Origin of the sequence: Actinoplanes sp. CA-051413 (genome assembly GCF_050955795.1) — a bacterium.
GTDB lineage: Bacteria > Actinomycetota > Actinomycetes > Mycobacteriales > Micromonosporaceae > Actinoplanes.
Window position 1 is genome coordinate 6,791,365 of sequence record NZ_CP192100.1, and the last position, 23,638, is coordinate 6,815,002.

General features: G+C 71.4%; 26 protein-coding genes. 20 read left to right on the plus strand and 6 right to left on the minus strand.

Annotated elements, in window-relative coordinates; genetic code table 11:
- Positions 1-303: 303 nt before the first annotated feature.
- From ACQP2Y_RS31980 to ACQP2Y_RS31995, 4 genes are all read left to right on the plus strand, one after another.
- Positions 304-1,017 (plus strand): GAF and ANTAR domain-containing protein, encoded by a 714-nt coding sequence (locus ACQP2Y_RS31980; RefSeq protein WP_433732159.1) that lies wholly within the window; start codon positions 304-306, stop codon positions 1,015-1,017.
- 54 nt (positions 1,018-1,071) lie between these two features.
- The gene (locus tag ACQP2Y_RS31985) at positions 1,072-1,383 is read left to right on the plus strand and encodes an STAS domain-containing protein (RefSeq protein WP_433719145.1); all 312 of its coding nucleotides are present in this window, start codon (positions 1,072-1,074) and stop codon (positions 1,381-1,383) included.
- A 76-nt stretch (positions 1,384-1,459) separates the two neighbouring features.
- Positions 1,460-2,197, plus strand: a complete 738-nt coding sequence (locus ACQP2Y_RS31990; protein ID WP_433719148.1) for a GAF and ANTAR domain-containing protein — start codon at positions 1,460-1,462, stop codon at positions 2,195-2,197.
- A 19-nt stretch (positions 2,198-2,216) separates the two neighbouring features.
- A complete protein-coding gene (locus ACQP2Y_RS31995; RefSeq protein ID WP_433719151.1) occupies positions 2,217-3,872 on the plus strand; it encodes an amidohydrolase in 1,656 nt (551 codons plus the stop codon).
- Between the two features lie 6 nt (positions 3,873-3,878).
- On the opposite strand, the gene ACQP2Y_RS32000 is transcribed toward ACQP2Y_RS31995, so the two are convergent.
- Complete coding sequence (locus tag ACQP2Y_RS32000) at positions 3,879-4,646, minus strand: hypothetical protein (RefSeq protein WP_433719153.1); 768 nt, start codon at positions 4,644-4,646, stop codon at positions 3,879-3,881.
- A 375-nt stretch (positions 4,647-5,021) separates the two neighbouring features.
- On the opposite strand from ACQP2Y_RS32000, the gene ACQP2Y_RS32005 reads away from it, so the two are divergent.
- The 3 genes from ACQP2Y_RS32005 (at position 5,022) to ACQP2Y_RS32015 (ending at position 7,488) form a co-directional block, all read left to right on the plus strand.
- Positions 5,022-5,711: a laminin G domain-containing protein gene (locus ACQP2Y_RS32005; protein ID WP_433719155.1), complete on the plus strand. Its 690-nt coding sequence runs from the start codon at positions 5,022-5,024 to the stop codon at positions 5,709-5,711.
- Positions 5,711-6,283, plus strand: a complete 573-nt coding sequence (locus ACQP2Y_RS32010; protein WP_433719158.1) for a choice-of-anchor C family protein — start codon at positions 5,711-5,713, stop codon at positions 6,281-6,283. The genes ACQP2Y_RS32005 and ACQP2Y_RS32010 overlap by 1 nt, the downstream gene beginning before the upstream one ends.
- A gap of 158 nt (positions 6,284-6,441) precedes the next feature.
- Positions 6,442-7,488 (plus strand): TolB family protein, encoded by a 1,047-nt coding sequence (locus ACQP2Y_RS32015; RefSeq protein WP_433719161.1) that lies wholly within the window; start codon positions 6,442-6,444, stop codon positions 7,486-7,488.
- Here ACQP2Y_RS32015 and ACQP2Y_RS32020 read toward each other — a convergent pair.
- Positions 7,458-8,201, minus strand: coding sequence for a cache domain-containing protein (locus ACQP2Y_RS32020; protein WP_433719163.1), 744 nt, complete (start codon positions 8,199-8,201; stop codon positions 7,458-7,460). The two genes, ACQP2Y_RS32015 and ACQP2Y_RS32020, sit on opposite strands and share 31 nt — an antisense overlap.
- Complete coding sequence (locus tag ACQP2Y_RS32025; RefSeq protein ID WP_433719166.1) at positions 8,194-8,925, minus strand: FadR/GntR family transcriptional regulator; 732 nt, start codon at positions 8,923-8,925, stop codon at positions 8,194-8,196. The genes ACQP2Y_RS32020 and ACQP2Y_RS32025 overlap by 8 nt, the downstream gene beginning before the upstream one ends.
- 110 nt (positions 8,926-9,035) lie before the next feature.
- Between ACQP2Y_RS32025 and ACQP2Y_RS32030 the strand changes: the two genes are divergently transcribed.
- Genes ACQP2Y_RS32030 through ACQP2Y_RS32045 form a run of 4 tightly spaced genes read left to right on the plus strand, consistent with a single transcriptional unit; the run spans position 9,036 to position 12,976 of the window.
- A complete protein-coding gene (locus ACQP2Y_RS32030) occupies positions 9,036-10,049 on the plus strand; it encodes an ABC transporter ATP-binding protein (RefSeq protein WP_433719168.1) in 1,014 nt (337 codons plus the stop codon).
- 29 nt (positions 10,050-10,078) lie between these two features.
- Entirely contained in the window at positions 10,079-11,284 is a 1,206-nt protein-coding gene (locus ACQP2Y_RS32035) for an ABC transporter substrate-binding protein (RefSeq protein ID WP_433719170.1), read from the plus strand.
- A 7-nt stretch (positions 11,285-11,291) separates the two neighbouring features.
- Entirely contained in the window at positions 11,292-12,173 is an 882-nt protein-coding gene (locus ACQP2Y_RS32040; RefSeq protein ID WP_360829903.1) for an ABC transporter permease, read from the plus strand.
- Positions 12,173-12,976, plus strand: coding sequence for an ABC transporter permease (locus tag ACQP2Y_RS32045; protein WP_433719172.1), 804 nt, complete (start codon positions 12,173-12,175; stop codon positions 12,974-12,976). The genes ACQP2Y_RS32040 and ACQP2Y_RS32045 overlap by 1 nt, the downstream gene beginning before the upstream one ends.
- 23 nt (positions 12,977-12,999) lie before the next feature.
- Here the strand turns inward: ACQP2Y_RS32045 and ACQP2Y_RS32050 are convergent, their stop codons facing one another.
- Entirely contained in the window at positions 13,000-13,359 is a 360-nt protein-coding gene (locus ACQP2Y_RS32050; RefSeq protein WP_433719174.1) for a nuclear transport factor 2 family protein, read from the minus strand.
- 27 nt (positions 13,360-13,386) lie between these two features.
- Positions 13,387-14,985 carry an LPXTG cell wall anchor domain-containing protein gene (locus ACQP2Y_RS32055; RefSeq protein ID WP_433719176.1) on the minus strand — a complete coding sequence of 533 codons (1,599 nt, stop codon included), beginning with the start codon at positions 14,983-14,985 and terminating at the stop codon, positions 13,387-13,389.
- Between the two features lie 469 nt (positions 14,986-15,454).
- Here ACQP2Y_RS32055 and ACQP2Y_RS32060 point away from each other — a divergent pair, with 469 nt between their 5' ends.
- The 7 genes from ACQP2Y_RS32060 (at position 15,455) to ACQP2Y_RS32090 (ending at position 21,217) form a co-directional block, all read left to right on the plus strand.
- Positions 15,455-16,477 (plus strand): SMP-30/gluconolactonase/LRE family protein, encoded by a 1,023-nt coding sequence (locus tag ACQP2Y_RS32060; RefSeq protein WP_433719179.1) that lies wholly within the window; start codon positions 15,455-15,457, stop codon positions 16,475-16,477.
- 69 nt (positions 16,478-16,546) lie between these two features.
- Positions 16,547-16,879: a hypothetical protein gene (locus ACQP2Y_RS32065; protein ID WP_433719182.1), complete on the plus strand. Its 333-nt coding sequence runs from the start codon at positions 16,547-16,549 to the stop codon at positions 16,877-16,879.
- A 68-nt stretch (positions 16,880-16,947) separates the two neighbouring features.
- Positions 16,948-17,199 carry a DUF3040 domain-containing protein gene (locus ACQP2Y_RS32070; protein WP_433719184.1) on the plus strand — a complete coding sequence of 84 codons (252 nt, stop codon included), beginning with the start codon at positions 16,948-16,950 and terminating at the stop codon, positions 17,197-17,199.
- A 139-nt stretch (positions 17,200-17,338) separates the two neighbouring features.
- Positions 17,339-18,259, plus strand: a complete 921-nt coding sequence (locus ACQP2Y_RS32075; protein WP_433719187.1) for a hypothetical protein — start codon at positions 17,339-17,341, stop codon at positions 18,257-18,259.
- Position 18,260: 1 nt separating this feature from the next.
- A complete protein-coding gene (locus tag ACQP2Y_RS32080) occupies positions 18,261-19,442 on the plus strand; it encodes a serine hydrolase domain-containing protein (protein WP_433719189.1) in 1,182 nt (393 codons plus the stop codon).
- Between the two features lie 88 nt (positions 19,443-19,530).
- Positions 19,531-20,649 carry an alpha/beta fold hydrolase gene (locus tag ACQP2Y_RS32085; RefSeq protein WP_433719192.1) on the plus strand — a complete coding sequence of 373 codons (1,119 nt, stop codon included), beginning with the start codon at positions 19,531-19,533 and terminating at the stop codon, positions 20,647-20,649.
- A gap of 100 nt (positions 20,650-20,749) precedes the next feature.
- Positions 20,750-21,217 carry a hypothetical protein gene (locus ACQP2Y_RS32090; protein WP_433719194.1) on the plus strand — a complete coding sequence of 156 codons (468 nt, stop codon included), beginning with the start codon at positions 20,750-20,752 and terminating at the stop codon, positions 21,215-21,217.
- Between the two features lie 5 nt (positions 21,218-21,222).
- On the opposite strand, the gene ACQP2Y_RS32095 is transcribed toward ACQP2Y_RS32090, so the two are convergent.
- Positions 21,223-22,239 carry an SDR family oxidoreductase gene (locus tag ACQP2Y_RS32095; protein ID WP_433719197.1) on the minus strand — a complete coding sequence of 339 codons (1,017 nt, stop codon included), beginning with the start codon at positions 22,237-22,239 and terminating at the stop codon, positions 21,223-21,225.
- Between the two features lie 149 nt (positions 22,240-22,388).
- On the opposite strand from ACQP2Y_RS32095, the gene ACQP2Y_RS32100 reads away from it, so the two are divergent.
- A complete protein-coding gene (locus ACQP2Y_RS32100) occupies positions 22,389-22,640 on the plus strand; it encodes a hypothetical protein (protein WP_433719200.1) in 252 nt (83 codons plus the stop codon).
- 53 nt (positions 22,641-22,693) lie between these two features.
- Positions 22,694-23,593, plus strand: a complete 900-nt coding sequence (locus ACQP2Y_RS32105) for an SDR family oxidoreductase (RefSeq protein ID WP_433719201.1) — start codon at positions 22,694-22,696, stop codon at positions 23,591-23,593.
- Positions 23,594-23,638 lie beyond the last annotated feature (45 nt).

Below are 23,638 nucleotides of genomic sequence, written 5' to 3' on the forward strand. Positions count from 1 at the left end.
CGATGCGCCGCGCGCAGCCGCCATGTCACCCGCCCCCGCTTCGCCGGCCGACCTCAGAAGAGGTCATTTTCCACCGGCCCGGGTGCAGAGGGGCTGCGATCGCCCGGATGCCCCGGAGCAATCCGGGAAGTCCGACGGTTAACGCCGGTGGATCGGGGTAAGCCCGCCGCCTGATCGCTGCCGGGGATCCCGGCACCGGAAGCCTGTGTCCGCCAGGGGCAGGTCCCGGCCACTGCTCCACGGTCGGCAGATCCGCCATCATGCCCAGGTCACCGGCCGGGGTGGACAGGGAGTTCCATGCACATGTCACCCGACCGGTTGGATCCCACGGCCGCCTTCGCTGAGCTGGGCCGCATCAACCTCGCCGAGAACGACCTGGAGGCGGTGCTGTCACGGGTCGCCGACCTGGCCCGGCGCACCGTCCCCGGCGCCGACGAGGTCTCCGTCACCATGGTCCGCGGATCGGTCGCGGAAACCGCCGCCTACACCGGGCACCTGGCACTGACCCTGGACGAATGGCAGTACCAGCGGGGCAGCGGACCGTGCCTGGAGGCTGCCACCGCGCAGGCGACCGTCTCGGTGCCCGACTTCGCTGGCGAAACCCGCTGGCCGGAGTGGGCCCAGCACGCCGTGGCAACGGGCGCCCGCAGCTCCCTGTCGGTCGGGCTGCCGATCGAGGAGCAGATCGACGGCGCGCTCAATCTTTACGGCGTCACGGACGCGGCCTTCGACGACGACGCGGTGGTGCTGGCCCAGACCTTCGCCGGCTACGCGGCGGTCGCCCTGGCCAACGCCAACCTGTACGGCGTCACGGCCCGGCTGGCCCGGCAGCTGCAGACGGCGATGGCCGGCCGGGCCGTGATCGAGCAGGCCAAGGGCATCGTCATGGGCCGCCGCCGGTGCACGGCCGACGAGGCGTTCCAGGTCCTCACCAAGATCTCCCAGGATTCCAACCGCAAGCTGCGCGACGTCGCCACCGCGCTGGTCGCCAAGGCCGGAGGTGGCGACGATCGGTGATCCGCGACAATGGGTGCCGGACGGACAGCCGTGCGAGGAGAGAGCGGAGCTGACATGGCATTCGACTGCACCGTGGAGCGCCAGGGTGACACCGTCGTGGTCACCCCCGAGGGTGACATCGACCTGGAGACCGCGACCTACCTGCGCGAGGTGCTGCGGCAGGTGGTGGCGGACAAGCAGAACGGCCGCATCGAGGTCGACATGCACGCCGTGACGTTCCTGGACTCCTCCGGCATCGGCATGCTGGTCGCCGCCCGCCGGGCCGCCGAGCTCAAGGGCATCATCCTGCGCCTGCGCGAGCCCGGCCCGATGGTCCGGATGGTGCTCGAGGTGGCGAACCTGGACGGTCTGCTCATCGGCGCCTGAGCGGGACAGCGGCGTGTAACCCGGCGAAGGCCGGGTACACCGGCGTTCCCCGTGCACAAAGCGAGGAGATGTAGTAGTGACCCGATCGCAGCCCCCGGCTCAGGCGCGGCCCCCGGGCCGCGGCACTCTGGCCGACTCCCTGATCGACCTGGCGGGCACGGCCGACGACGACTCCACCGTCGGTGGCCGGCTGAGCACGATTGTCCAGCTCGCGGCCGACATGGTGGACGCGGTGGCCTTCGCCTCGGTGACCTGCCAGGGCGAGAGCGGCTACAGCACAGTGGCGGTGAGCAGCGAGCTCGCCCTGGCCGTCGACGAGGCCCAGTACGCCGACAAAGCGGGGCCCTGCCTCGACGCCCTGGACGGTGGCTCCCCCACCAGCGTGCCGCGGATCGACGCGACGATGATCTGGCCCGCGTTCCGGGACGCGGCGTACAAGCTGGGTCTCCGCTCGTCGCTGTCCATCCCGCTGTTCGCCGGGCGCGGCCTGCCGGTGGCGGCGCTCAACCTCTACAGTCACGACCCGGCCGCCATGGCCCCGCTCAGCGCGGCGGTCCTGGCCGCCTACGACGACGCGCCGGAGGGGCGGCCGCCCGGCCCGGCCGAGGATCTCTGCCCCGGAGCGCAGGACCTGATCGCCGGGCTCGTCGGCGCCTTCGCCGTCCGGGCCACGATCCAGCAGGCGATCGGCATGATCATCTCCGACCGGCAGACCAACGCGGACCTGGCGTACGCGCTGCTGCGGTCGCAGGCCGCCGAGAGGGCGGGTTCTCTGATCGAGGCGGCCACGACAGTCGTCGCCGACGGCCGGTGAACGTGGCACTCTGGCCATCGTGGACACCACCGGCGCCGGCCCCGCTGACCTGATCTTCACCGGCGGTCCCGTCTTCACCGCCGATCCCCGTCAAGGCTCAGCCGAAGCCCTGGCCGTGCGCGGCGGCCGGATCCTCGCCGTCGGCGGTGCCGAGGTCACCGAGCTCGCCGGGCCGCGCACCGAGGTGGTCGACCTGCGCGGGCGGATGCTGCTGCCCGGTTTCCAGGACGCCCACGTGCACGCGGTGATGGGCGGGGTGGAGCTGGGCCAGTGCGACCTGACCGGCACGACGGAGCTCACCGACTACCTCGCCCGGATCGACGCGTACGCGCGGGCCCACCCGTACGATCCCTGGATCGTCGGCGGCGGCTGGTCGATGGAGAGCTTCCCCGGCGGGGTGCCCGGCCGGGAGCTGCTGGACGCGGTGGCCGGCGACCGGCCGGTGTACCTCACCAACCGCGACCACCACGGGGCCTGGGTCAACAGCAGGGCGCTCGCCCTGGCCGGGATCACCGCCGACACCCCGGACCCGGTCGACGGCCGGATCGACCGTGAGCCCGGGGGCGCCCCGAGCGGCGGCCTCCAGGAGGGCGCGATGTCGCTGGTCGCGGTGGTCGTGCCGGCGGTGACCCCGGCGCAACGGCTCGCCGGTCTGCTGCGGGCCCAGCGGCTGCTGCACGAGCTGGGCATCACCGCCTGGCAGGACGCGATGCTGTGCGCGACCAACGGCTATCCCGACATCTCCGACGCCTACCGCACCGCGGCCGCCGACGGTTCGCTGGTCTCGACCGTCGTCGGCGCGCTCTGGTGGGACCGCGAGCGGGACGCCGGCCAGCTGCCCGAGCTCGTGGCGAAGCGGGCGGAGCTGAGCGTCGGGCGGCTGCGCTGCGGCTCGGTGAAGTTCATGCTCGACGGGGTCGCCGAGAACTTCACCGCGGCGATGACCGCTCCCTACCGCGACGGGCACGGCTGCGCGACGGCGAACAGCGGCCTGTCGTTCATCGATCCGGTCGCGCTGCGCGACTACGTCACCGCGGTGGACGCGCTGGACTTCCAAGCCCACTTCCACGCGCTCGGCGACCGGGCCGTCCGCGAGGCCCTGGACGCGATCGCCGCCGCCCGGGCGGCCAACGGCCGGCGGGACACCCGGCCGCACCTGGCCCATCTGCAGGTGGTGCACCCGCAGGACGTGCCGCGCTTCCGTTCCCTCGGGGCCACCGCGACCATCCAGGCGCTGTGGGCGACCCACGAGCCGCAGATGGACGAGCTGACGCTGCCGTTCCTGGACCCGGAGCTGGCCGGGCGGCAGTATCCGTTCGGCGACCTGCACCGCGCCGGCGCGACCCTGGCCGCGGGCAGTGACTGGCCGGTGAGCAGTCCCGATCCGTTGCGGGGCATCCACGTGGCGGTCAACCGGGCACTGCCGGGCAGTGGTGTCGAGGCGTTCCTGCCGGGGCAGCGGCTCGAGCTGGCGACGGCGCTGCGGGCGTACACGTCGGGGTCGGCCTTTGTGAATCACCGGGACGACACCGGCACGCTGCGGGCCGGCAATCAGGCCGACCTGGTGGTTCTGGACCGCGATGTCTTCGCGGGCCCGCCGCAGGCGATCGCGGAGGCCCGGGTGGCGCTGACCTACATCCGGGGCGAACGCGTGCACGCCGCCCCGGATGCGTGAGAGACGTCAGCGCTCGCTCGGCACCGGCTCGGCCTCGACGTGCTCGGTGTCCTCCGGCTGGACCTCGACGGTGTCCTCCACCGGCTGGCGCTGCGCGGGGACGACGGCCTCGGCGCTGGAGCCGTGCCGGCCGGCCGACTCGTCCGGCGCCGGCAGCTCGCCGATGACCTGCGGCTGGTCCACCCACAGGGCGCGCAGCTGGCCCTGCATGAAGGTCATGAGGCGGCCGCGGTACTCCCGGTCGAACTGCTCGAGCGCCTCGATCTGCTCCTGCAGCGCCTCCCGCTTGACGCCGAGGCTGCCGACCACGTCGTCGTAGCGCTGCTTGGCCTGCAGGTTGAGCTGCTCGGCATTGGCCTTGGCCTCGGCCGCGACGGCATCGGCCCGGGCCTGCGCGTCGAGCACGATCTGCTCGGCGTTGCGGCGGGCCTCCTCGGCGGCCGCGCGGGCGTCCTGACCGATCTGCTCGGCGCCGGCGCGGGCGTCGTAGAGCACCTTGTCGGCCTCGCGGCGCACGTTGTGCGCGTGGATCTGGGCGTCCCGGGCGATGTTCTCCGCCGCGGCCAGCGCCTCCGTACGGATCTTGTCGGCCTCCTGGTGGGCCTTGGCGACGTAGTCCTCGGCGGTGCGCTGGGCCATGGTCAGCACCTGGAGGGCCTGGCTCGGCAGTCCCGGCACGGGCGTGGGCGAGACCAGCGCGTGCTCGGAGGTCGCGCCGTCGGGCGACGTCCCGAGCATGACCTTGACGCGATCCTTCATCCGGTTGTCAGTCACAGGAGACCTCCGTACGTGCGGCTTCACCGCGGCGGCTTCGGTCGACGGAGCCCCTGCCGGGAGGCGGGAGCGGACACGGTCGACGCGGCTGTCGGCCCCGGCGTACCGGCCGGAACGCTGGCCATGATCGGCGGCATGTTACCAACTTGAACAGGCGGAACGCGAGAAGCCGTTCAGCGGGAGCCGTCGGCCGTTCGGACCGGTCCGGACAGAGAAACGCCTGCTCGTACGGGGTGCGCAGGGCCGTCGCCGGATGGCCTCGGCAATCACGCCAGGGCGATTCAGCCGTTATTAGGCGATTTACACCATTAATGCTGTTTAGCATGGTCCTCACCTGCCGGCAAGCGTGAGGATGCCATGAGAAGTCGCCGCTCGTTGACCGTCTTTCTGACGGTCGGAACTGTTCTACTGGCCACCGCGGCGACCGCTGACGCCTCCTCCGACCGGCCGGTCGCCATCTGGGAGATGAACGAGCATTCCGGCGCCCGGACCATGACCGACAGCAGCGGCCGCGGGCTGCACGGCCGGATCGGCAACGAGGTACGGACCGACACCCGCGTCAGCGGCGCCACCGGCTACCGCTTCGACCGGCTGGAACCCGACTCCCCGCCGGCCCGCCCCGGCCACCTGGTGACCGTGCGCGACTCCGACTCCCTCGACCCCGGCACCCGCGACTTCGCCGTGACGGTCCGGCTCCGTACGACCCACAAGTTCGGCAACATCATCCAGAAGGGCCAGGCGACGGTCTCCGGCGGCAACTTCAAAATCCAGATCCCCAGCGGCATCGTCGAGTGCCTGTTCCGCGGCTCGTCCCGCTCACTGGCGGTGTCATCGCCGCGGCGGCTCAACGACGGCCGCTGGCACACCGTGCGCTGCGCCCGTACGGGCGACGGGGTGACGCTGTTCGTGGACGGCGCGAAGGTGGCGCGCACCGCGGGCTGGACCGGCCGGATCGCGAACTCGTGGCCGGTGAGCATCGGCGGCAAGACCGACTGCGACCAGATCGACGTGGGCTGCGACTACTACGCCGGCGATCTGGACTACGTAGAGATCGACGCGCGCTGATGCACACCTTGCGCCGTACCGCCGTCGTGGCTTGTGTCCTGGCCGGGGTGGCCGCACCGGCATCCGCCGCACCCGGCCGCCCCGGCGACGGCTTCGAGCAGCCCGTCGTCCCAGCCGGCACCTACGTCACACGCACCGCGGGCGAGACGTTCGGCCGGTGGACGGTCACCCGCGGCACCATCGACCAGATCGGCCGCGGCTATTGGCAGGCGGCCGACAGCCGCCAGTCGATCGACCTGAACGGACGGTCCGCGGGCACGATCCGCACCACGGCGGCCACCCAGCCGTCGGTCCGCTACCGGGTCAGCTACTTCCTGGCCGGCAACCCGGCCGGCGGCCCGGCGGTCAAGACCGGCCAGGTCCTGATCAACGGTACGGTCCGCCAGTCGTTCACCTTCGACACCACGGGCAGGACGTTCGCGGCGATGGGCTACGTCCGCAAGAGTTTCGTCTTCGTCGGGACCGGCGGCCCGGTCACGATCGACTTCGCCAGCACCTCGGGCCCGACGGCGTACGGCCCGGTCATCGACAAGACCTCGGCCGTACGCTGCCTGACCCTCGCCTGCGCCTGAGGCGGGCAGCCGATCGAGGGATGTCCGGGCCGCCGGGCCGGGAGTAGAACGGAGAGCGGACCGGATCCACCGCCGACGGATCTCCGAAGACACCTCCGCGGCGGTGCCGGCCGCGCCTGTGCAACGCGACCTCCTGCTCCGGGTCCGTAGGAGCTTCCGTGCGTCCGCAGCGAACTCCCCTGGCTCTGTCCGCCCTCGTCCTGCTCGTCGCCGGTGTCACCGTTCCCGCGGCGCCGGCGCAGGCGACCTTTCCCGCCGACAACGGCCGTATCGCCTTCCGCCGGTTCCTCGACGAGGACCGTACCTGGGGTGCGGTCTTCACGATCCGGCCCGACGGTTCCGGGGAACGTCAGGTGACCCGGCCGCCGCAGGGCTACGTCGACCGCAATCCCGATGTCTCCCCCGACGGCCGGTGGATCGCCTTCCAGCGCGAGGCCGTCGACTGCGGCCCGGGCTGTAACACGTCGGAGATCTTCACCGTCCGGACCGACGGCACCCGTCTGACCCAGCTCACCCACAACGCTCCCGGGCTGGGTTGCGGCAACGACGGCTTCTGCAACGGCTCACCCGCCTGGTCGCCCAGCGGCCGCCGGCTCGCGTTCAGCCGCGAGTCCGGCCCGGTGGTCGACGACTACGTGGAGAACGTCGGCATCTACGTCATGAACGCCGACGGCTCGCACGTGCGCCAACTGACCCAGCGGGCCCGTCCATCGAACGGCGAGGACACGGATCCGCAGTGGTCCCCGGACGGCCGCACCATGGTCTTCGAGCGCACCAACGTGCGTGCCGCGCTGCCGGCCGGGGGCATCGCGCTGTGGACGGTCGAGCTCGCCTCCGGCCGGGAACGCCGGATCACCCCGTTCCCACTGCGCGGCGGTGACTCGCCCGACTGGTCACCCGACGGGCGGCGCATCCTCTTCCACTCCAACGAGAACGGCGTGCCGGAGGTCTCCGCCAACCTCTACACGGTCCACCCCGACGGCAGTCACCTGCGTCAGCTCACCTTCGAGGCCGGCGGGGCGGTCAACTACCTGGGCTCGTCCTGGTCCCCGGACGGCCGGAAGATCACCGTCGGGCGGCGGCCGGAGACCGGCGGGACCAACGCCGACATCCTGGTCATGGACGCCGACGCCACGCACGTCCGCAACATCACCCGGACCGAGCTCTACGACAGCTACCCGGACTGGGGTCCGGCCGTACGCTGATCGCCGACGAACACGCTGAACGGCACATCCGAGCTGTCGTGCCGGCTCCATCCGACCGGCATCGTCCGGATCGGGGAGCCGGTGGTGTGGGCCGGGTACGTCGACACGACCACCCGGCCCGCCCTGTTCACCACCGTCGCCGGACGGCCGCACGCCCGCAGCACCGGCAGCAGGATCCGCTCGGCCCGCGCCACGTACACGTCCGAGCCCACCACCGCCGCCAGCGACCCGTCCGGGCGGTGCACCGGGACGGTGAACGTCAGCGTGTACGCGTCCGTGCAGAGGTAGTCGACATACGGCCCGGTGATGTGCCGGCGGCCGGAGCGCTGCGGCACCGTCCACCATTCCAGCACCGTGTAGTCGCGGAAGCCGTCGTGGGCCGGATCGGACACCACCCGCAGCGGTGTGATGCGTCCGTGCGGGCCGCGGGTCCACCAGGCCAGGTGCCAGGGCGCGTCGGCGATCAGGGCCGGTTCGGCGACCAGGCCGGAGCCGGCCACGAGCTCGTCCGCGCGGCGCAGCTCCCGCACAGCGAGCGGCCGTACGGCGTGCAGCTGCGCCAGCCGTGGCCGCTGATGCGCGGACAACGTCGTGGCCACTGCCCCGGCCAGCTGCGCCAGCGGCTCGAACACGGTGGCGCACAGCCGTTCCAGCTCGGCGGTGATGCCCGCGGCGGCCGGGGCGGCACCCGGCCGCGTGACGACCTCAGTCATCGACCACCTCCAGGCGCGCTCGGACCACCGCGTCGATCGCACGCCCGACGTGCTGTTCTGTCAAGGTCCGGGCGCCGTCAGCGTCCCCGGCGGCGATCGCGGCGACGATGCCGGCGTGATCCGATTCGGACGCGGCACGGCCCTGCGGCGAACCCAGCGACAGCCACAGCAACGGGCCGAACTCCGCCTGCAGGCGCAGCTCCTCACTGGTCATCCGGGCCGACTGGGTGGCCGCCGCGACCTCCAGGTGGAACTGGGCCTCAGCGCGCCGGGAGCCCCCGGGGTCCGTCGGGCGCCGTACCCCGACCTCGCGGAGCCGGTCCAGGTCGTCGCCGGCCGCGCGGCCGGCCGCGAGCGCCGCGGCGGCGCCGGCGATGGCGGTGTAGAAGTCGCCGAAGTCCCGGATGTCGACCAGAGACAGTTCCGCCAGCCGGGTCCGCACCAGCAGCGCGCCGGGATTCTCCGGTGCGCGCACGAAGCTGCCGCCGCCGCGTCCCCGCCGGGTGGTGACCAGCCCCAGCTCGCGCAGGCTCTGCAGGGACTCGCGGGCGGTGACCGGCGCGACGCCGAGCGCCTCGGCCAGGTCCACCTCGGACGGCAGCTGCTCGCCGTCACCGAGCACGCCGAGCACGATGGCGTCGCGCAGCCGGCGGGTGACGGCCTCGGCCCGGCCGCTCTGGGTCAGCGGGGCGAAGACCGCCCGCCGGGCTCGCTGATCCGGCATCGCTCCCCCATCTGGTTCCCGGCCTGAAACATACAAGCCTTGTGCTCTGAACTATGAAGCCATAGGTTTCGCCGCAACGGCGGAATTTCCTCCAGCCACCGGGGGCCTGCGTGGACACTGCTCCGGCGATCACCCTGACCGGCCTGCACAAGGCCTTCGGCAGCACCGTCGCGGTCGACGGCCTCGATCTGACGATCGCCGACGGTGAGTTCTTCTCCATGCTGGGCCCGTCCGGGTCGGGCAAGACCACGGTGCTGCGGATGATCGCCGGCTTCGAGCGGCCCACCGCCGGGCGGGTCCTGCTCGGCGGCTCGGACGTCACCGGCGCAGCGCCGTTCCAGCGCGACGTCAGCACGGTGTTCCAGGACTACGCGCTCTTCCCGCACCTTTCCGTACGCCAGAACGTCGAGTACGGCCTGGCGGTGCGCAAGGTCGGCCGGGCCGAACGCCGCGAACGGGCCGAGCAGGCGCTGGCCGGCGTACGGATGACCGGCTTCGGCGACCGCAAGCCCGGCCAGCTCTCCGGCGGCCAGCGCCAGCGGGTCGCCCTGGCCCGCGCGCTGGTGGTGCGGCCCAAGGTGCTGCTGCTGGACGAGCCGCTGGGCGCGCTGGATCTGCAGTTGCGCCAGCAGATGCAGGTCGAGCTCAAGCAGTTGCAGCGCGAGGCCGGCATCACCTTCGTCTTCGTCACCCACGACCAGGAGGAGGCGCTGACCATGAGCGACCGGATCGCCGTGTTCGAGCACGGCCGGGTCGCTCAGGTCGGCACCGCCGCCGAGATCTACGAGCGGCCGCGCACCGGCTTCGTGGCCGGCTTCGTCGGCACGTCCACCGTCCTCAGCGGACCCGCCGCCGTCGAGCTGCTCGGCCGGGACGGCACGTTCGTGGTGCGCCCGGAACGGGTCCGGCTCTCGCGTACCGGGCCGGGGCTGGCCGGCACCATCGCCGAGGTGGTCTATCTCGGCGCGACCACCCGCTACCTGGTCGACCTCGAGGCCGGGCCGCGGATCACCGCGAGCGAGGCCAACACCGAGGCCGGCGCCGCGACAGCCGTGCAGCGCCGCGGCGAGCGCGTCCTCGTCAGCATCCGCGGCGGCGACGTCGTGGCCCTGGAGACCCCCTGACCCCCACCCCCGCTGCGAAGGGTTCGGCCATGCGCATCACCAGATCACTGCTCAGCGGTACGGCCATCAGCCTCGTCACCCTGCTCGCCGCCTGCGGCACGTCCTCCGGGGACAGCTCCCCGGCGCCCGGCGCGTCCGGTTTCACCCCGCCGAAGATCGACCAGCTGCAGCAGCTCGGCGCCGGCGAGGGCGCCGTCTCCATCCTGGCCTGGCCCGGGTACGCCGAGAACGGCGGCAACGACCCGGCGGTGGACTGGGTGACCCCGTTCGAGAAGCAGACCGGCTGCAAGGCCACGGTCAAGACGTTCGGCACCTCCGACGAAGCCGTGACTCTCATGAAGACCGGTGGCTACGACGTGATCTCGGCCTCCGGTGACGCGTCGCTGCGGCTGATCGCGGGCGGTGACGTGGCCCCGGTGAACACCGCCCTGATCCCCAACTACGCCGACGTCACCGGCTTCCTCAAGGACAAGGCGTGGAACTCCGTCGGCGGCCAGATGTACGGCGTCCCGCACGGCTGGGGCGCCAACCTGCTGATGTACCGCACGGACAAAGTGGATCCGGCCCCCACCTCCTGGGCCTCGGTGTTCACCGACGCGGGCAAGTACGCCGGCAAGGTCACCGCGTACGACTCCCCGATCTACATCGCCGACGCCGCCCTGTTCCTGATGAACACCAAGCCGGAACTGGGCATCAAGAACCCGTACGCGCTGGACGACAAGCAGCTGGCCGCCGCGGTGGAGCTGCTCAAGGCGCAGAAGGCCAACATCAGCGAGTACTGGTCGGACTATCTCAAGGAGGTGCAGTCCTTCAAGAGCGGCAACTCGGTGATCGGCACCACCTGGCAGGTCATCGTCAACACGGCGGCCGCGGAGAAGGCTCCGGTCAAGGCGGTGCTGCCGGCGGAGGGCTCGACCGGCTGGTCCGACACGTGGATGGTCGCGGCCAGGAGTGCGCATCCGAACTGCGCGTACCAGTGGCTGAACTGGATCGTCGGTCCGACGGCCAACGCCCAGGTCGCCGAGTACTTCGGGGAGGCGCCGGCCAACCAGAAGGCGTGCGCGCTGACCACCGACAAGAACTTCTGCGAGACCTACCACGCCGGTGACGCCGCGTACGCGGAGAAGATCTGGTACTGGAGCACGCCGATCCCGCAGTGCCTGGACGGGCGCACCGACGTCACCTGCACGGACTATGCGGCCTGGACCCGGGCCTGGACCGAGATCAAGGGCTGACCGGCCGGTGACGCTGCTGGACACCCGCCGGCGCCGGCTCTCGGCCCGGCTCACCCGCTCGCCGCGCACCCGGCTGACCCTGCTGCTGGGTGCGCCGCTGCTCTGGCTCGGGCTGGCCTACCTCGGGGCCCTGGCGGCGTTGCTGGTCACCGCCCTGTGGTCGACGAACACGTTCACCGGGGCGATCGAGCGGGTGTGGACGCTGGACAACATCCGTACGGTGCTGACCGACTCCGTCTACCGTTCGGTGACGATCCGCACGATCGGGGTGGCGGCCCTGGTCACGGTCATCGACGCGGTGCTGGCCCTGCCGGTGGCGTTCTTCATGGCCAAGGTGGCCCGCCGGCGCTGGCAACCGCTGCTGGTCGCCGGCATCCTGCTCCCGCTGTGGGCGTCGTACCTGGTCAAGGCGTACGCCTGGCGCAGCATGTTCGGCGGGGGCGGGCTGATCGACTGGGCCGGGGCGCCGTTCGGGCTCGGCTCGCCCGGGTACGGCCTGACCGCCACCGTGTGCACGCTGGCGTACCTGTGGTTCCCGTACATGGTCCTGCCGATCTTCGCCGGCCTGGAACGCCTGCCGGACTCGCTGCTGGAGGCCTCCGGGGATCTCGGTGCCCGGCCGGGGCGCACGGTCCGGACGGTCGTGCTGCCGCTGGTGTTCCCGGCGGTCGTCGCCGGGTCGATCTTCACCTTCTCGCTGTCGCTGGGCGACTACGTGGCGGTGGAGATCGTCGGCGGCACCAAGCAGTTCCTCGGCAACCTGGTCTACGACAACATCGGCGCGGCCAACAACCAGCCCCTGGCGGCGGCGGTCGGCCTGGTCCCGGTGGTGGTCATGATCGTCTACCTGTTCCTGTCCCGGCGCGCCGGTGCCCTGGAGAACCTCTGATGTACCTGACCCGGGGCATGCGCGTCGCGTTGCGCGTCATCACCGCCGTCGTGCTGGCCGTTGTCTACGTGCCGCTGATCGTCGTGGTGATCAACTCGTTCAACAGTGACCGGGCGTTCGGCTGGCCACCGGCCGGTTTCACCCTGCAGTGGTGGTCGCGCGCCGCCCACAACGCCGGGGCCCTGGACGCGCTGCGTACCTCCGTGATGGTGGGCTTGCTGTCGACCGCGGTGGCGCTGGTGCTCGGCACGCTGGCGGCGATGTCCCTGCAGCGGTACAGGTTCTTCGGCCGGGAGGCCGTGTCGCTGCTGGTGATCCTGCCGATCGCGCTGCCGGGCATCGTCACCGGCATCGCGCTGAACAACGCCTTCCGCACGATCCTGGGCGTGCCGCTGTCATTGCTCACCCTGGTGGTGGCGCACGCGACGTTCTGCGTGGTGGTGGTCTTCAACAACGTCATCGCCCGGCTGCGCCGGCTCGGCGGTGACCTGGAGGAGGCGTCGATGGATCTGGGCGCGGACAGCTTCACCACGTTCTGGCGCGTCACCTTCCCGCTGCTGCGCACGGCGCTGCTGGCGGGCGGGCTGCTGGCGTTCGCGCTCAGCTTCGACGAGATCATCGTGACCCGCTTCACCGCGAGCCAGAGCACCACGACGCTGCCGATCTGGATCCTGGACAACCTGTTCCGGCCGAACCAGGCCCCGGTCGTCAACGTCGTGGCGACGGTCCTGGTGATCGCCTCCGTCATCCCGATCGCGATCGCCCAGCGGCTGTCCGGAGATCCCTCCGGCGGCCGGGTCTGAGCACCGGACCGCCGGCCGGCCGGCTACACCGGTGTCTGGTGGATGGCGGCCACCCGCCACTCGTCGTCCTCGCGGCGGTAGGCGGTCGAGGCGTACCAGGACGACGTCTCCGCCCCGGTGATGCTGTTCAGGGTGTAGGTGACCAGCGCGCCGCCGTCGCCGAGCAGCCGGACCCGGGCATCCTGGATCCGGTTGCGCCGGTCCCGGCTGCCGCTGCCGTTGGCGTACATCTGGAGCACCTGGGCCCGGTCCACCACGCCGTAGTTGCCCATGGCCACGAAATCGGCGGTGCAGTGCTTGTCGAAGAAGGTCTCGTCGTAGGCGGCGTCCGCGTCGAGCATCTGCTGCTCGATGGCCAGCAGGATCCTGTCGGTCTCACTCATCCGCCGACCGTAGCCCCCGTACCTGGGTCAGGCGGTGAACCGGACCCGGCGCCGGCGCACGAGCAGCAGACCGGCCGCGCCGGCGAGCAGCAGCAGCGCGCCGCCCGCGCCGAGCAGGCCGGCGTTGGCACCGGTCACCGGCAGGCCACCGCCTTGGCCGCCGCTGAGCTGCACCGTGATCGCCGCCGTGTCGTTGCGGGCGTCGCGGTCGATCGGGTACTCGGTGAAGATCTCCTCGTTGATGAGGACCCGGCCGGCCGCCGCGGACGGGTTCGCCCGCACCTGGAAGGTGAAGTCGAACAGGGTCGACGCCTTCGCCTTGGTCTTGCCCTCCTCGAGCAGGCACAGGTATTCCGACGCTCCGGTGAAATCGGTGCCGAAGTCCTCGGGCTCCTCGCCGTCCTCGAACGTCATCGGGAAGCAGCGCTCGTCGACGCCGACGGCCTCGAGCCCGGCCGGCACGACGATGTGGGTCGACGGGTCGGTGTTCTCGAAGGTCCAGTGGTAGAGCGTGCCCGGCCCGTTGTTGCCGAAGCCGACGCGGGCCGGCACCTTGTCGCCCGGCTCGCCGGTGACAGTGGCCCCGACGGCGGCCAGGTCCGACCGGCGGCCGCCGACGACGAACTCGCTGACCAGGATGTTGTTCTTCGGGTCGGTGTCGACCTGGCTCGCCGCGGCCCGCGCCGCGCTCTTCGCCGGCACAGCCCGCAACCCGACGGCGGGACCGGTGCCCTTCGGGCCGAGCGTCTCCTCGTCGAGGTCGGGCGCGGTGTCGATCAGTTCCCGGAAGTCCGCCGGGGTGTACCAGCCGCCGAGGGCGCTGGCCCGGGAGCCGGCCGCGGCGTCGGCCGGGATCTTCAGGCGCATCGGCGTGGTCAGCTCGTAGGTCGTGCCCGTGGCCAGCTCGTCGTCGAAGGTGCAGACGGTCAGGATGCCGTACCGGCAGTTGCCGAAGCCGGGCCCCGGCGACAGGCTCGGGTCCCAGCCCAGCATGACCAGCACGACGCTCTTGACGGGCGTGGTCCCGACGTTGGACACGCGCAGGCCGGCGTCGACGTTCGCGCCGGCCGCCACGGTGCGCGGGGTGCTGATGACGCCGGCCAGGTCGACGCCCTCGCCGATCGTCACCGTCGACGCGGTGGTGACCTCGGGCAGGTCGTCGAGGCGGGCGCTGAACGCCAGCTTGCCGTGCGCGTCCTGGGCGGCGCCGGCCTTCGCGGTGACCTCCAAGGCCAGCAGGGCCACCAGGTTGGTGCCCGGTTCGAGCTCGAAGTGCCCAGTGAGGGTGCAGCTGATGACCGTGCCGCTGCGGCCGCAGGACTGCTCGTCACTCAACTGAAAGTCGTCGGCCGCGACCACGGTGGCGATGTCGGCGACGCCGGCGGTGTCCACCCGCACGGTCATCTTCTCGAACGCGGCAGGCGCGTCGCCCGGCCCGTCCGGCACGTCGATCCAGGCGAAGAGCGGGGTCGCCTTGGGCACCGACCCGGCCACCGCGATGTCCGGGAAGTGCAGCCGCACGGCAGGGTCCGCGGCCAGCGCGGGCGTCCCGGGTACGGCCAGGGCCGCGACCGCCGTCAGGGCTGCCGCCGATCCGGTCAGCAGGCGGTGCAGGGCGCGGCGCATGGTGGTGGTTCCTCCCCGTGAACGACAGAGCCGCGTGAGCATAAGCGGGGAAGATCATCTTGCGAGCCCACCGTTCGGTCAGCTCCGGCTCTCCGGTCGACCGGGTACGGCGGCGGGGCGTGGCGCTGGGTGGTCGCCACGCCCCGCTCTGAGGGCCGTCCTCCGCGCCGGGCGGCAGCGTCATACCGCGCGGCACCGCAGGGACGGCCAGGTCAGTGATCGACGGCCGTCACTCGTCATTGTTCGGTCCCGTTTCCGCACACGTCAACAACTCGTTCCGGAAGTTTGCCGCGATGTTTCGGACCACGTCCGGCGCCCCGGCCCAGACGAGGCAGGCATTCCACCAGGCCAGGGCCAACTACACGGTTCAGTTGCGCCGCATCGAGCACCCCCGGACTCCGGAACTTGCGCACATGTTCCGAGACTTCGAGCCCTGGCCGCGCGCCCCCGCACAGGCCACGATGACCCGATGACGGTTCCCCGCCCGCCCGCACCCTGGTTGCTCCGCCCCGTAAAGCTGCCCGCCACCGTGCCGCCCGAGCTCACCGGCGCCTGGGCGCCCGCCGACACCCGGCTCGACGACGTCGAAGTGCTGACGGTGCCGACCGGTCACGGCCCCGAGGATGTCGCGGTCGGTGCGGAGGGACACATCTACTCCGGTACGGACGACGGGAACCTCTGGCGCTGGCCCGCGGACGCGCACCCCGGCACCACCCCGGACCTGCTCGCCACCACCGGCGGCCGGCCGCTGGGCATCGAGGTCGATCCGCGCGACGGCAGCCTGATCGTCTGTGACGCGTACCGGGGACTGCTGCGGGTGACCGACGACGGCACGGTCACCGATCTGGCCCACCGGGCCGGGGGCACGCGCATTCTGTTCTGTAACAACGCGGCCGTGGCGCGGGACGGCGTCGTCTACTTCACCGACAGCTCGAACCGCTTCCCGGTCTCGCACTGGCGCCGGGATCTGTTGGAGCACCGGCCCAACGGACGGGTGCTGGCGTTCGATCCGGCGTCCGGCCGCGTTGACGTGGTGGCCGAGGGCTTCCACTTCCCCAACGGCGTGGCCCTCACGCCGCAGGAGGACGCGCTGCTGCTCTGCGAAACAGTCGCGCACCGCCTGGTCCGGGTGTCCTTGCCGGACGGCGCGGTACGGGTGCTCGGCGACCTGCCCGCGTACCCGGACAACATGGCGCCGGTCGGCGACGGCACCTACTGGATCGCCCTGGCCAGCCCACGGGTCGCGCTCGCCGAGAAGCTCCTGCCGCACCCGCAGCTGCGCCGCATAGCCGCGATCCTGCCGACCCGCTGGCAGCCGCAGCCGGTGCCGTACTCGATGGCGGCCCTGGTCGACGGCGAGGGCACGGTGCTGCGCGTCCTGCACGGACCGGCGGGCCGGTACGTGATGGCCACCGGCGTCCGTCAGCACGGCGACACCCTCTGGCTGGGCAGCCTGACCGAGAAGGCCGTTGCGCGGGTGTCGCTCTCGTAGGGATAAGCACGGTATTCAGGGGTTTTGCCGTTATCCTGAGTTCCCGCGCAGTCGACCCAGGGCGGCGAGATGACGCACGCACAACCGGACATCGTGGTTCCCGAGGAACTGGAGTGGGCGCTGGCCGAGGCCGGCAAGGAGGCCGTCGCGGTCGCCCCCGGCTGGTTCCGGGCCTGGCCCACCGGGGACGAGAAGTGGTCCGTGGTCAACATCCGGGGCGCCAGCCAGGTCATCGTCAACCACAGCCGGGAGGACGACCGCCACCCGAACAGCTGGACGGTGCGCGCACTGTTCGGCGACAAAGCGGTGGAGCTGCGGGTCGGGCCGTACGACAACAAGGCGCAGGCGATCTGGGTCGCGCACGCCGTGCTGAGCCTCGCTTTCGGCGACACCCGGCCCTGAGCCGGGCGCCACGAGCGCGCGATGGGGGTACCGTCGGCTGATCCAGCGCGGCCCGGGGAGGTGGCGACGTGCCCGACAACGACGAGTCCCGCGCCTTCGCCCGCATCGTCTCCCAGTTGCGAAGCGAGGATCCCCGCTTCGCCGCCGGCCAGGCTGATTCCGGCAAGCGCCGCGGTCGCACGCTCCTGCTGATCGGCATCGTCCTGTGCGCCGCCGCCGTCCTGTTGATCGCCTTCGGGGGTCCTAAGGGGGCGGTCATCGCCATCCTGCCGTGGCTGGCCGGCCTGATCGCCGTGATCCGGAGCCGGAGTGGAAAATGAGCCGATTGTGATTCCTCTGGGTTATCACTCGCTTACTCAAAGTCATATTCCGCACATTCTCTGAATTCCCGAGGCCTAGACTCCGAGTACTACGCACGTGCGCACTTGTCTCAGCGCACCCGCGGACAACAATCGACTCATGACGTACGGCAAGAAGGATCTCCCCTTCCCCTATTGTCAGGACTTTTCCGGCATCGTGACGCGAGTCAAAGGTGTCCGGGAGTCGACCCGCGCCGCCCTGGTGAACTCGCTCAAGGTCGCCTCCTACCTCAAGGCGGGGGCGAACCTGGTCGAGAAGAACCTCGGCGCCAAGGACTCGGCGCTCCCGACCGACGATGGTGGCCGGAAGCCGTACTGGTCGGGCCTGCGCTTCCTCACCGAGCGCGCGCTGTCCCGCGAGATGGAGAGTCTCGAGCCGCCGTTCCTGCGCCAGAAGGGTGACGGCCCGTACCGGGCCACCTGGGCCAGCCACGACGACTACCTCAACGACCTGCTGACGTTCCTGTTCCACGCGATGAACTACGACCCGCAGTACGGGGCCGACCTGGAGACCCGCGGCGACTGGCTGATCAGCACCGAGCCGAACTTCGCCAACGCCCTCGACCGGGCCTCCTACCACGAGCTGCTGGCCATCTGCCGGATGCCGCTGTTCCGCCTGCAGCTCATCATGGTGGCCACGGCGGACCGCAACGACGGCATCCACGACGCGATCGCCAACCAGTACGCCGGCGCCCTCGGACCGTGGACCAAGATCTACGAGGCCACCATCGCCGCCCGCGGCTACCAGCTGCGCAAGGGCATCACGATCGACCAGTTCGCCAACATCCTGGCCGCGATCACCGAGGGCTTCGCCGTGCACCACCTCGGCGACCCGCACGCCGGCATCGTCGGCGACGACCACACCCGGGACAACCTGATCGGCATGGCGGTGCTCGCGATCATGAACAGCTATCTCGAGCCGGCGGGTGAGTCGAGCGGCCTCACGCTGCGCGAGGAGTTCGAGCGGTACGCACCCGTACCGCGTTCCGCCGAGCACACCTCCGACGACAGCGGGGACTGACATGACCAGCACCGTCGAGCCGAGCATCGTGCGAGCCGCGCACGAACCGTCGTGGTGGGACCGGCAGGGCGACCTGATCATGCGCCGGCCGTTCAACGAGTGGACGTTCACCCACATGAACTGGCTCATGCCGACCGAGTACGTGCCGCGCGGCGGCCCGCACCTGCCGCTGCCGCTGAGCCCATGCCCGCTCGACCTGACCTACCGCTTCGACGACCGCGACCACACTCTGACCGAGCTGCACCGGCGCACCTACACCACGGCGTTCGTCGTGCTGCACCGCGGCGAGATCGTGCACGAGACGTACCCGGGCGCCTTCGCCGGTCCCCGCAGCCGGATGCAGCTGTTCTCCATCTCCAAGTCGGTGACCTCGATGCTGATCGGTATCGCGCTGGCCGACGGGGCCATCGGCAGCATCAAGGACCGGATCACCGACTACCGGCCCGACTTCCGCGGCACCGCCTACGAGGAGTCCACCCTGGCCGACCTGCTCGACATGACCAGCGGGGTCGGCGACGCCGAGGTGTGGGACGTGCCGGACAGCGGCATCAAGCGCTTCGAGCAGGCCGTCATGGGCGGCGGCGACGTCGCCGAGGTGATCCGGGCCGCACCGCGCCGCACCGCCCCGGGCGAGACGTTCAACTACTCCACCTTCGACGCTCAGATCCTGGGCTGGGTGCTGGAGGCCGCCACCGGCCGCAGCCTCGCCGCCTACGCCTCCGAGCGGCTGTGGAGCCACCTCGGCGCCGACCGTGACGCCTACTACTGGCTCACCCGGGCCCGCCCGCGCACCGCCATCGGCGGCGGCTCGTTCAACGCCACCGCCCGCGACGTCGCCCGGCTCGGCCTGCTCATGGCCAACGACGGCGTCGTGGCCGGCCGGCAGGTCGTGCCCCGCGACTGGGTGCGCCGCAGCCGCGGCAGCGACCTGCCCCAGCTGGCGGTGGGCGCGCTCGGCCCGAGCGGCTACGACCACTACGGGTACGCCAACCAGTGGTGGACGCTGGGCGAGAGCTCCTTCAACGCCTTCACCGGCCTGGGCGTGCACGGCCAGTACCTCTTCGTCGACCCCACCGCCGACGTCGTGATCGTCAAGTGCAGCGCCTGGCCCACCCAGGACGACGAGCGCCGCGACCGCGAGACCATCACCGCTCTGCGCCGGGTGGCTGACCACTTCGCCTGACCCGTTTCTCCGCTCCTTTCCACCATTTCCGCAATACGGTCCGGGCCCCCGCATGCCCGGATTCACCGTCCTCGAAAGGGATCCGTAGATGAACTCTGCCCGTTTCCATGCCTGGGTCGCCGCTTTTCAGGTGGCACTGCTGAGCACCGCCATCCTGTTCTTCGCGGGCTCACCGGCCAAGGCAGCAGTGGCGCCCGGCACGGTCCTGCTCAACGTCACCGCGACACTGCCGGCCGAACTTTCCGGGCTGGCGACCGCAAAACGCATCGCGTACGTCTCCACGTCCGTCACCGGGAGCACGATCACCGCCACCGGGCTGATCATCACCCCGAAGGCCAACAAGAAGAACAAGACAGTGGTGTGGGGACACGGCACCACCGGGCTGGCCGACAAATGCGCACCCTCGGCCAATCAGGCGGTCTTCTGGCCCGAGGCACGGGCAGCGATCGCCGCCCTGCTCGCCAAGGGCTGGACCGTGGCCGCCCCCGACTATCCCGGACTGGGCACGCCCTCGGCCCACCAGTACCTGATCGGCCTGAGCGAGGCCCGCTCCATGATCGACAGCGTCAAGGCCGCCCGGAACCTGGACAACAAGCTGACCACGGCGTACGCGGTCGACGGGCACTCCCAGGGCGGCCAGGGCGCGCTCTTCGCCGGCCAGCTCGCCCCGAGCTACGACGGTCCGCTGGTCCTCAAGGGCGTGGCGGCCATCGCCCCGGTCTCCAACGCCGACATCTTCGCCCCGCTGGTCCCCGGCACACCGGGCCAGGGCTACCTGGTCATGGCCCTGTACGGCCTCAACGCGGTGGACCCCTCCTTCAACCCGAACTCGGTGCTCGCCCCGCCGGCCCAGCAGCGCGCGAGCGTCCTGCAGACCGACTGCCTCTACCCGATCCTCGACGCCTACGACGAGCTGACGCCGGAGCAGTTGCTGATCGGCGGCGCCCTGCCCGACCCGGTGCTCGCCAAGCTCTCCTCCTACGTCAACCCGGCGCAGTCCGCCCCCACCGCACCGGTGCTGCTCGTGCAGGGCACCGACGACGAGGCGGTCCCCTACTTCCTCACCGCCGACGTGCTGGTCGAGCAGCTCCGGGCGTACCACACGGCGACCGTGGACTTCGTCCCGGTCAGCGGGGCCAACCATGACGGCGCGGTCTTCGCGACGACCGGCCAGGTCGCCGACTGGATCGCGACGAAGCTCGCCTGAGCACGGCGAGCCGGCAACAGGTGACGGCGTCCCAAGCGTCCGCCCCCCCGCGTGGGGCGCCGTCACTCCATCCCCTACCGACCGCAGTGAGGCAACGTCCATGAATTACTCCGTCAGGCCGCCGGCCCGGTCGTTCGCGACCCGCGCCGGCGCGCTCAAGATGCGTCGCTACCTGCACGGCCGGGCGCTGAGCAGCCCACCGGCCTCGCCGCGCGCCGCGGAACTGTGGGTGCACGGCATGTCCGTGACCCAGCTCAAGGCGCTGGCCTGGGGTTGCACCCCGTACCGGGCCCGGGCGGTCTTCGAGCTGGCGCTGCGGGCCCGCAGCGAGGACGCCGCCGTGACCGCGCTCGGCGAGCTGAGCCTGCTGCCGCCGTTGCAGGAGAGCCGGCTGTTCCACCTGGTGACGCTCTCGTGGGCGGCCATCACGGCGCTGCTCGCCGCCGAGACCACGCGTTCCCGGCGGCTCGCGTACGCGCGCTTCGCCGACCTCGATCCGGGCGACCAGCAGGCCCTGCTGCTCTACCTGAACGCACCGACCATCGAGGAGGCGCACCCGCGGTTATGACCAGGTCAGACCGGTGCCCGCTCCGGCTCCCGTGGCGGCGAGCGGTGCAGCAGGCGCACCAGGGCCGTCGCGAGGTCGCCCGGCCTCGGTCGCCGGCCGAGCAGCCGGGTGAACGGACTGTGCCGCAGCACGAGCCCCGGGTGGCTGCCGTGTATCTGCCCGGGACCGTCGAGTGCTTCGTCGAGGTTGTCGACCCCGTTGTCCGGGCGGTCGGTGCGCTGCGAGGAGACCCCGAAACGGCGGATCGCCAGCACGGCGTCGGTCAGCGCGGGCGACAACCGCTGGCCCAGCATCAGCGCTGCCGCGGCGGCACCGACCGGGATCTCGCGCCGGGGATGCCGCGCCGCGTAGACGATGCTGTCGGCCACGACCTCGGGCGCGTACACCGGCGGTGGCGGCTTGACCATGACGCCCAGCTTGCTGCGGGCGTGCTCGAAGAACGGCGTGTCCACCGACGCCGGCAGGATCGTGGTCACCGCGATCGGCTCACCGTCCTGCGCCAGTTCCGAGCGCAGGCAGTCGTAGAGCGCGCGGAGGGCGAACTTGCTGGCCACGTACGGGGCCTGCAACGGCACGGCCCGCACGCCTTCGGCCGACGAGACGCCGATGATCGTGCCGCCGCCGGCCCGTCGCAACGCCGGCAGCGCAGCGTGCATCCCGTGCACGTGACCCAGGAAGTTCACCCGCAGCACCCGGTCGAACTCGGCGTCGGTGATGTCCTCGATCCGGCCCCACACCCCGACCGCGGCCACGTTGACCCAGGCGTCGATCCGGCCGTACTGCCGCTCGGCCAGCTCGGCCAGCGCCCGGACCGCCGCCGGATCCGCGACGTCGACCGGCACCGCGACCGCGCTGCCACCCGCCTGCCGGATCTCGCCGACCACAGTGTCCAGGGCCTGCACGCCGCGGGCGGCGCAGACGACCTTGGCGCCGCGGGCCGCGAAGGCCAGCGCGCTCGCCCGGCCGATGCCGCTGGACGCGCCGACGATCACGACGACCTGCTCGGACAGGGGCTTGGACATCTCGGTACCTCCCGGACGGTGATCCCTGCGACCTACCCGGTGCGGCCCCTGCTACGCCTGCGGTGCTGTGTCAGCCCTCACCGCTGCGTGGGGATTGGCCGATGCCGGGGCACAGTTGAACCACAGAAATGGGAAAGGAGGTGAAGGAGATGCAGGAGTCCGCTGACGACGTCACCCGCGCCGAGGCGCTGTTCGCCTCGGATCTGCAGGCAGCGGACGTCAAGGACACCGCGATCGTCGACCGGACGGTCACGGATCTGCTGCGGCAGGACGGGCCGCGCGGATGTTCGGCCCGGATGGCGTACGAGTTCGGCGAGCACCCCGACCTGGCGGCCGAGCGGATGCGCTGGGCGCGCCGGGTGGTCCGGCAGTCGGTCGGTAGTTCCGGGACCCGCGCATAGTCGCTGCATCCGGGGGAAACCGCGGTCATCCGCTTCGTCGAAAGGATGGCACCGTGCCCGAGGACCAGTACGGCCAGCAGGACCCGCAGAAGCAGTTCAAGGGTCCGGAGCAGCAGGACAGCGAGCAGATCCCGCACCCCGGCGTCACCCGGCAGATGGACGACGAGCCCGATCACGGCGAGGACAGCTACCGGGGCAGCGGACGGCTCACCGGCAAGCGCGCGATCATCACCGGGGGCGACTCCGGGATCGGGCGCGCGGTCGCCATCGCGTTCGCTCGCGAAGGCGCCGACGTGCTCATCGCGTACCTGCCGGACGAGGAGGAGGACGCCCGCCAGACCGCCCAGCTCGTCGAGAAGGCGGGCCGCAAGGCGGTCACCGTGGCGGGCGACATCCGCGACGAGCAGCACTGCACCGCGCTCGTCGAGCGGGCGGTCGGTGAGCTCGGCGGGCTGGACATCCTGGTCAACAACGCGGCGTACCAGATGGCCCAGCCCGGCGGGATCACTGACATCACCACGGAGCAGTTCGACCGGGTGATGAAGACGAACCTGTACGCGATGTTCTGGCTGAGCAAGGCGGCCGTCCCGCACCTGCGGCCCGGCTCCACGATCATCAACACGGCGTCGATCCAGGCGTACCAGTCCACCCCCGAGCTGCTGGACTACGCCACCACCAAGGCCGGCATCGTGGCGTTCACCCGCGCGCTCGCCGCGGGCCTGGCGGATCAGGGCATCCGGGTCAACGCCGTGGCGCCGGGGCCGATCTGGACCCCGCTGATCCCGGCGACCATGCCGGCGGAGAAGGTCGAGTCGTTCGGCGAGGACACCCCGCTGGGCCGCGCCGGGCAGCCGGCCGAGCTGGCCCCGGCGTACGTGTTCTTCGCCTCGCAGGAGTCCAGCTACATCACCGGTGAGGTGCTGGCGGTGACCGGCGGTAAGCCGCTGAACTGATCACCGGGATTCAGCACGGCGTCTCCTGGGAACGATCACCTGAGC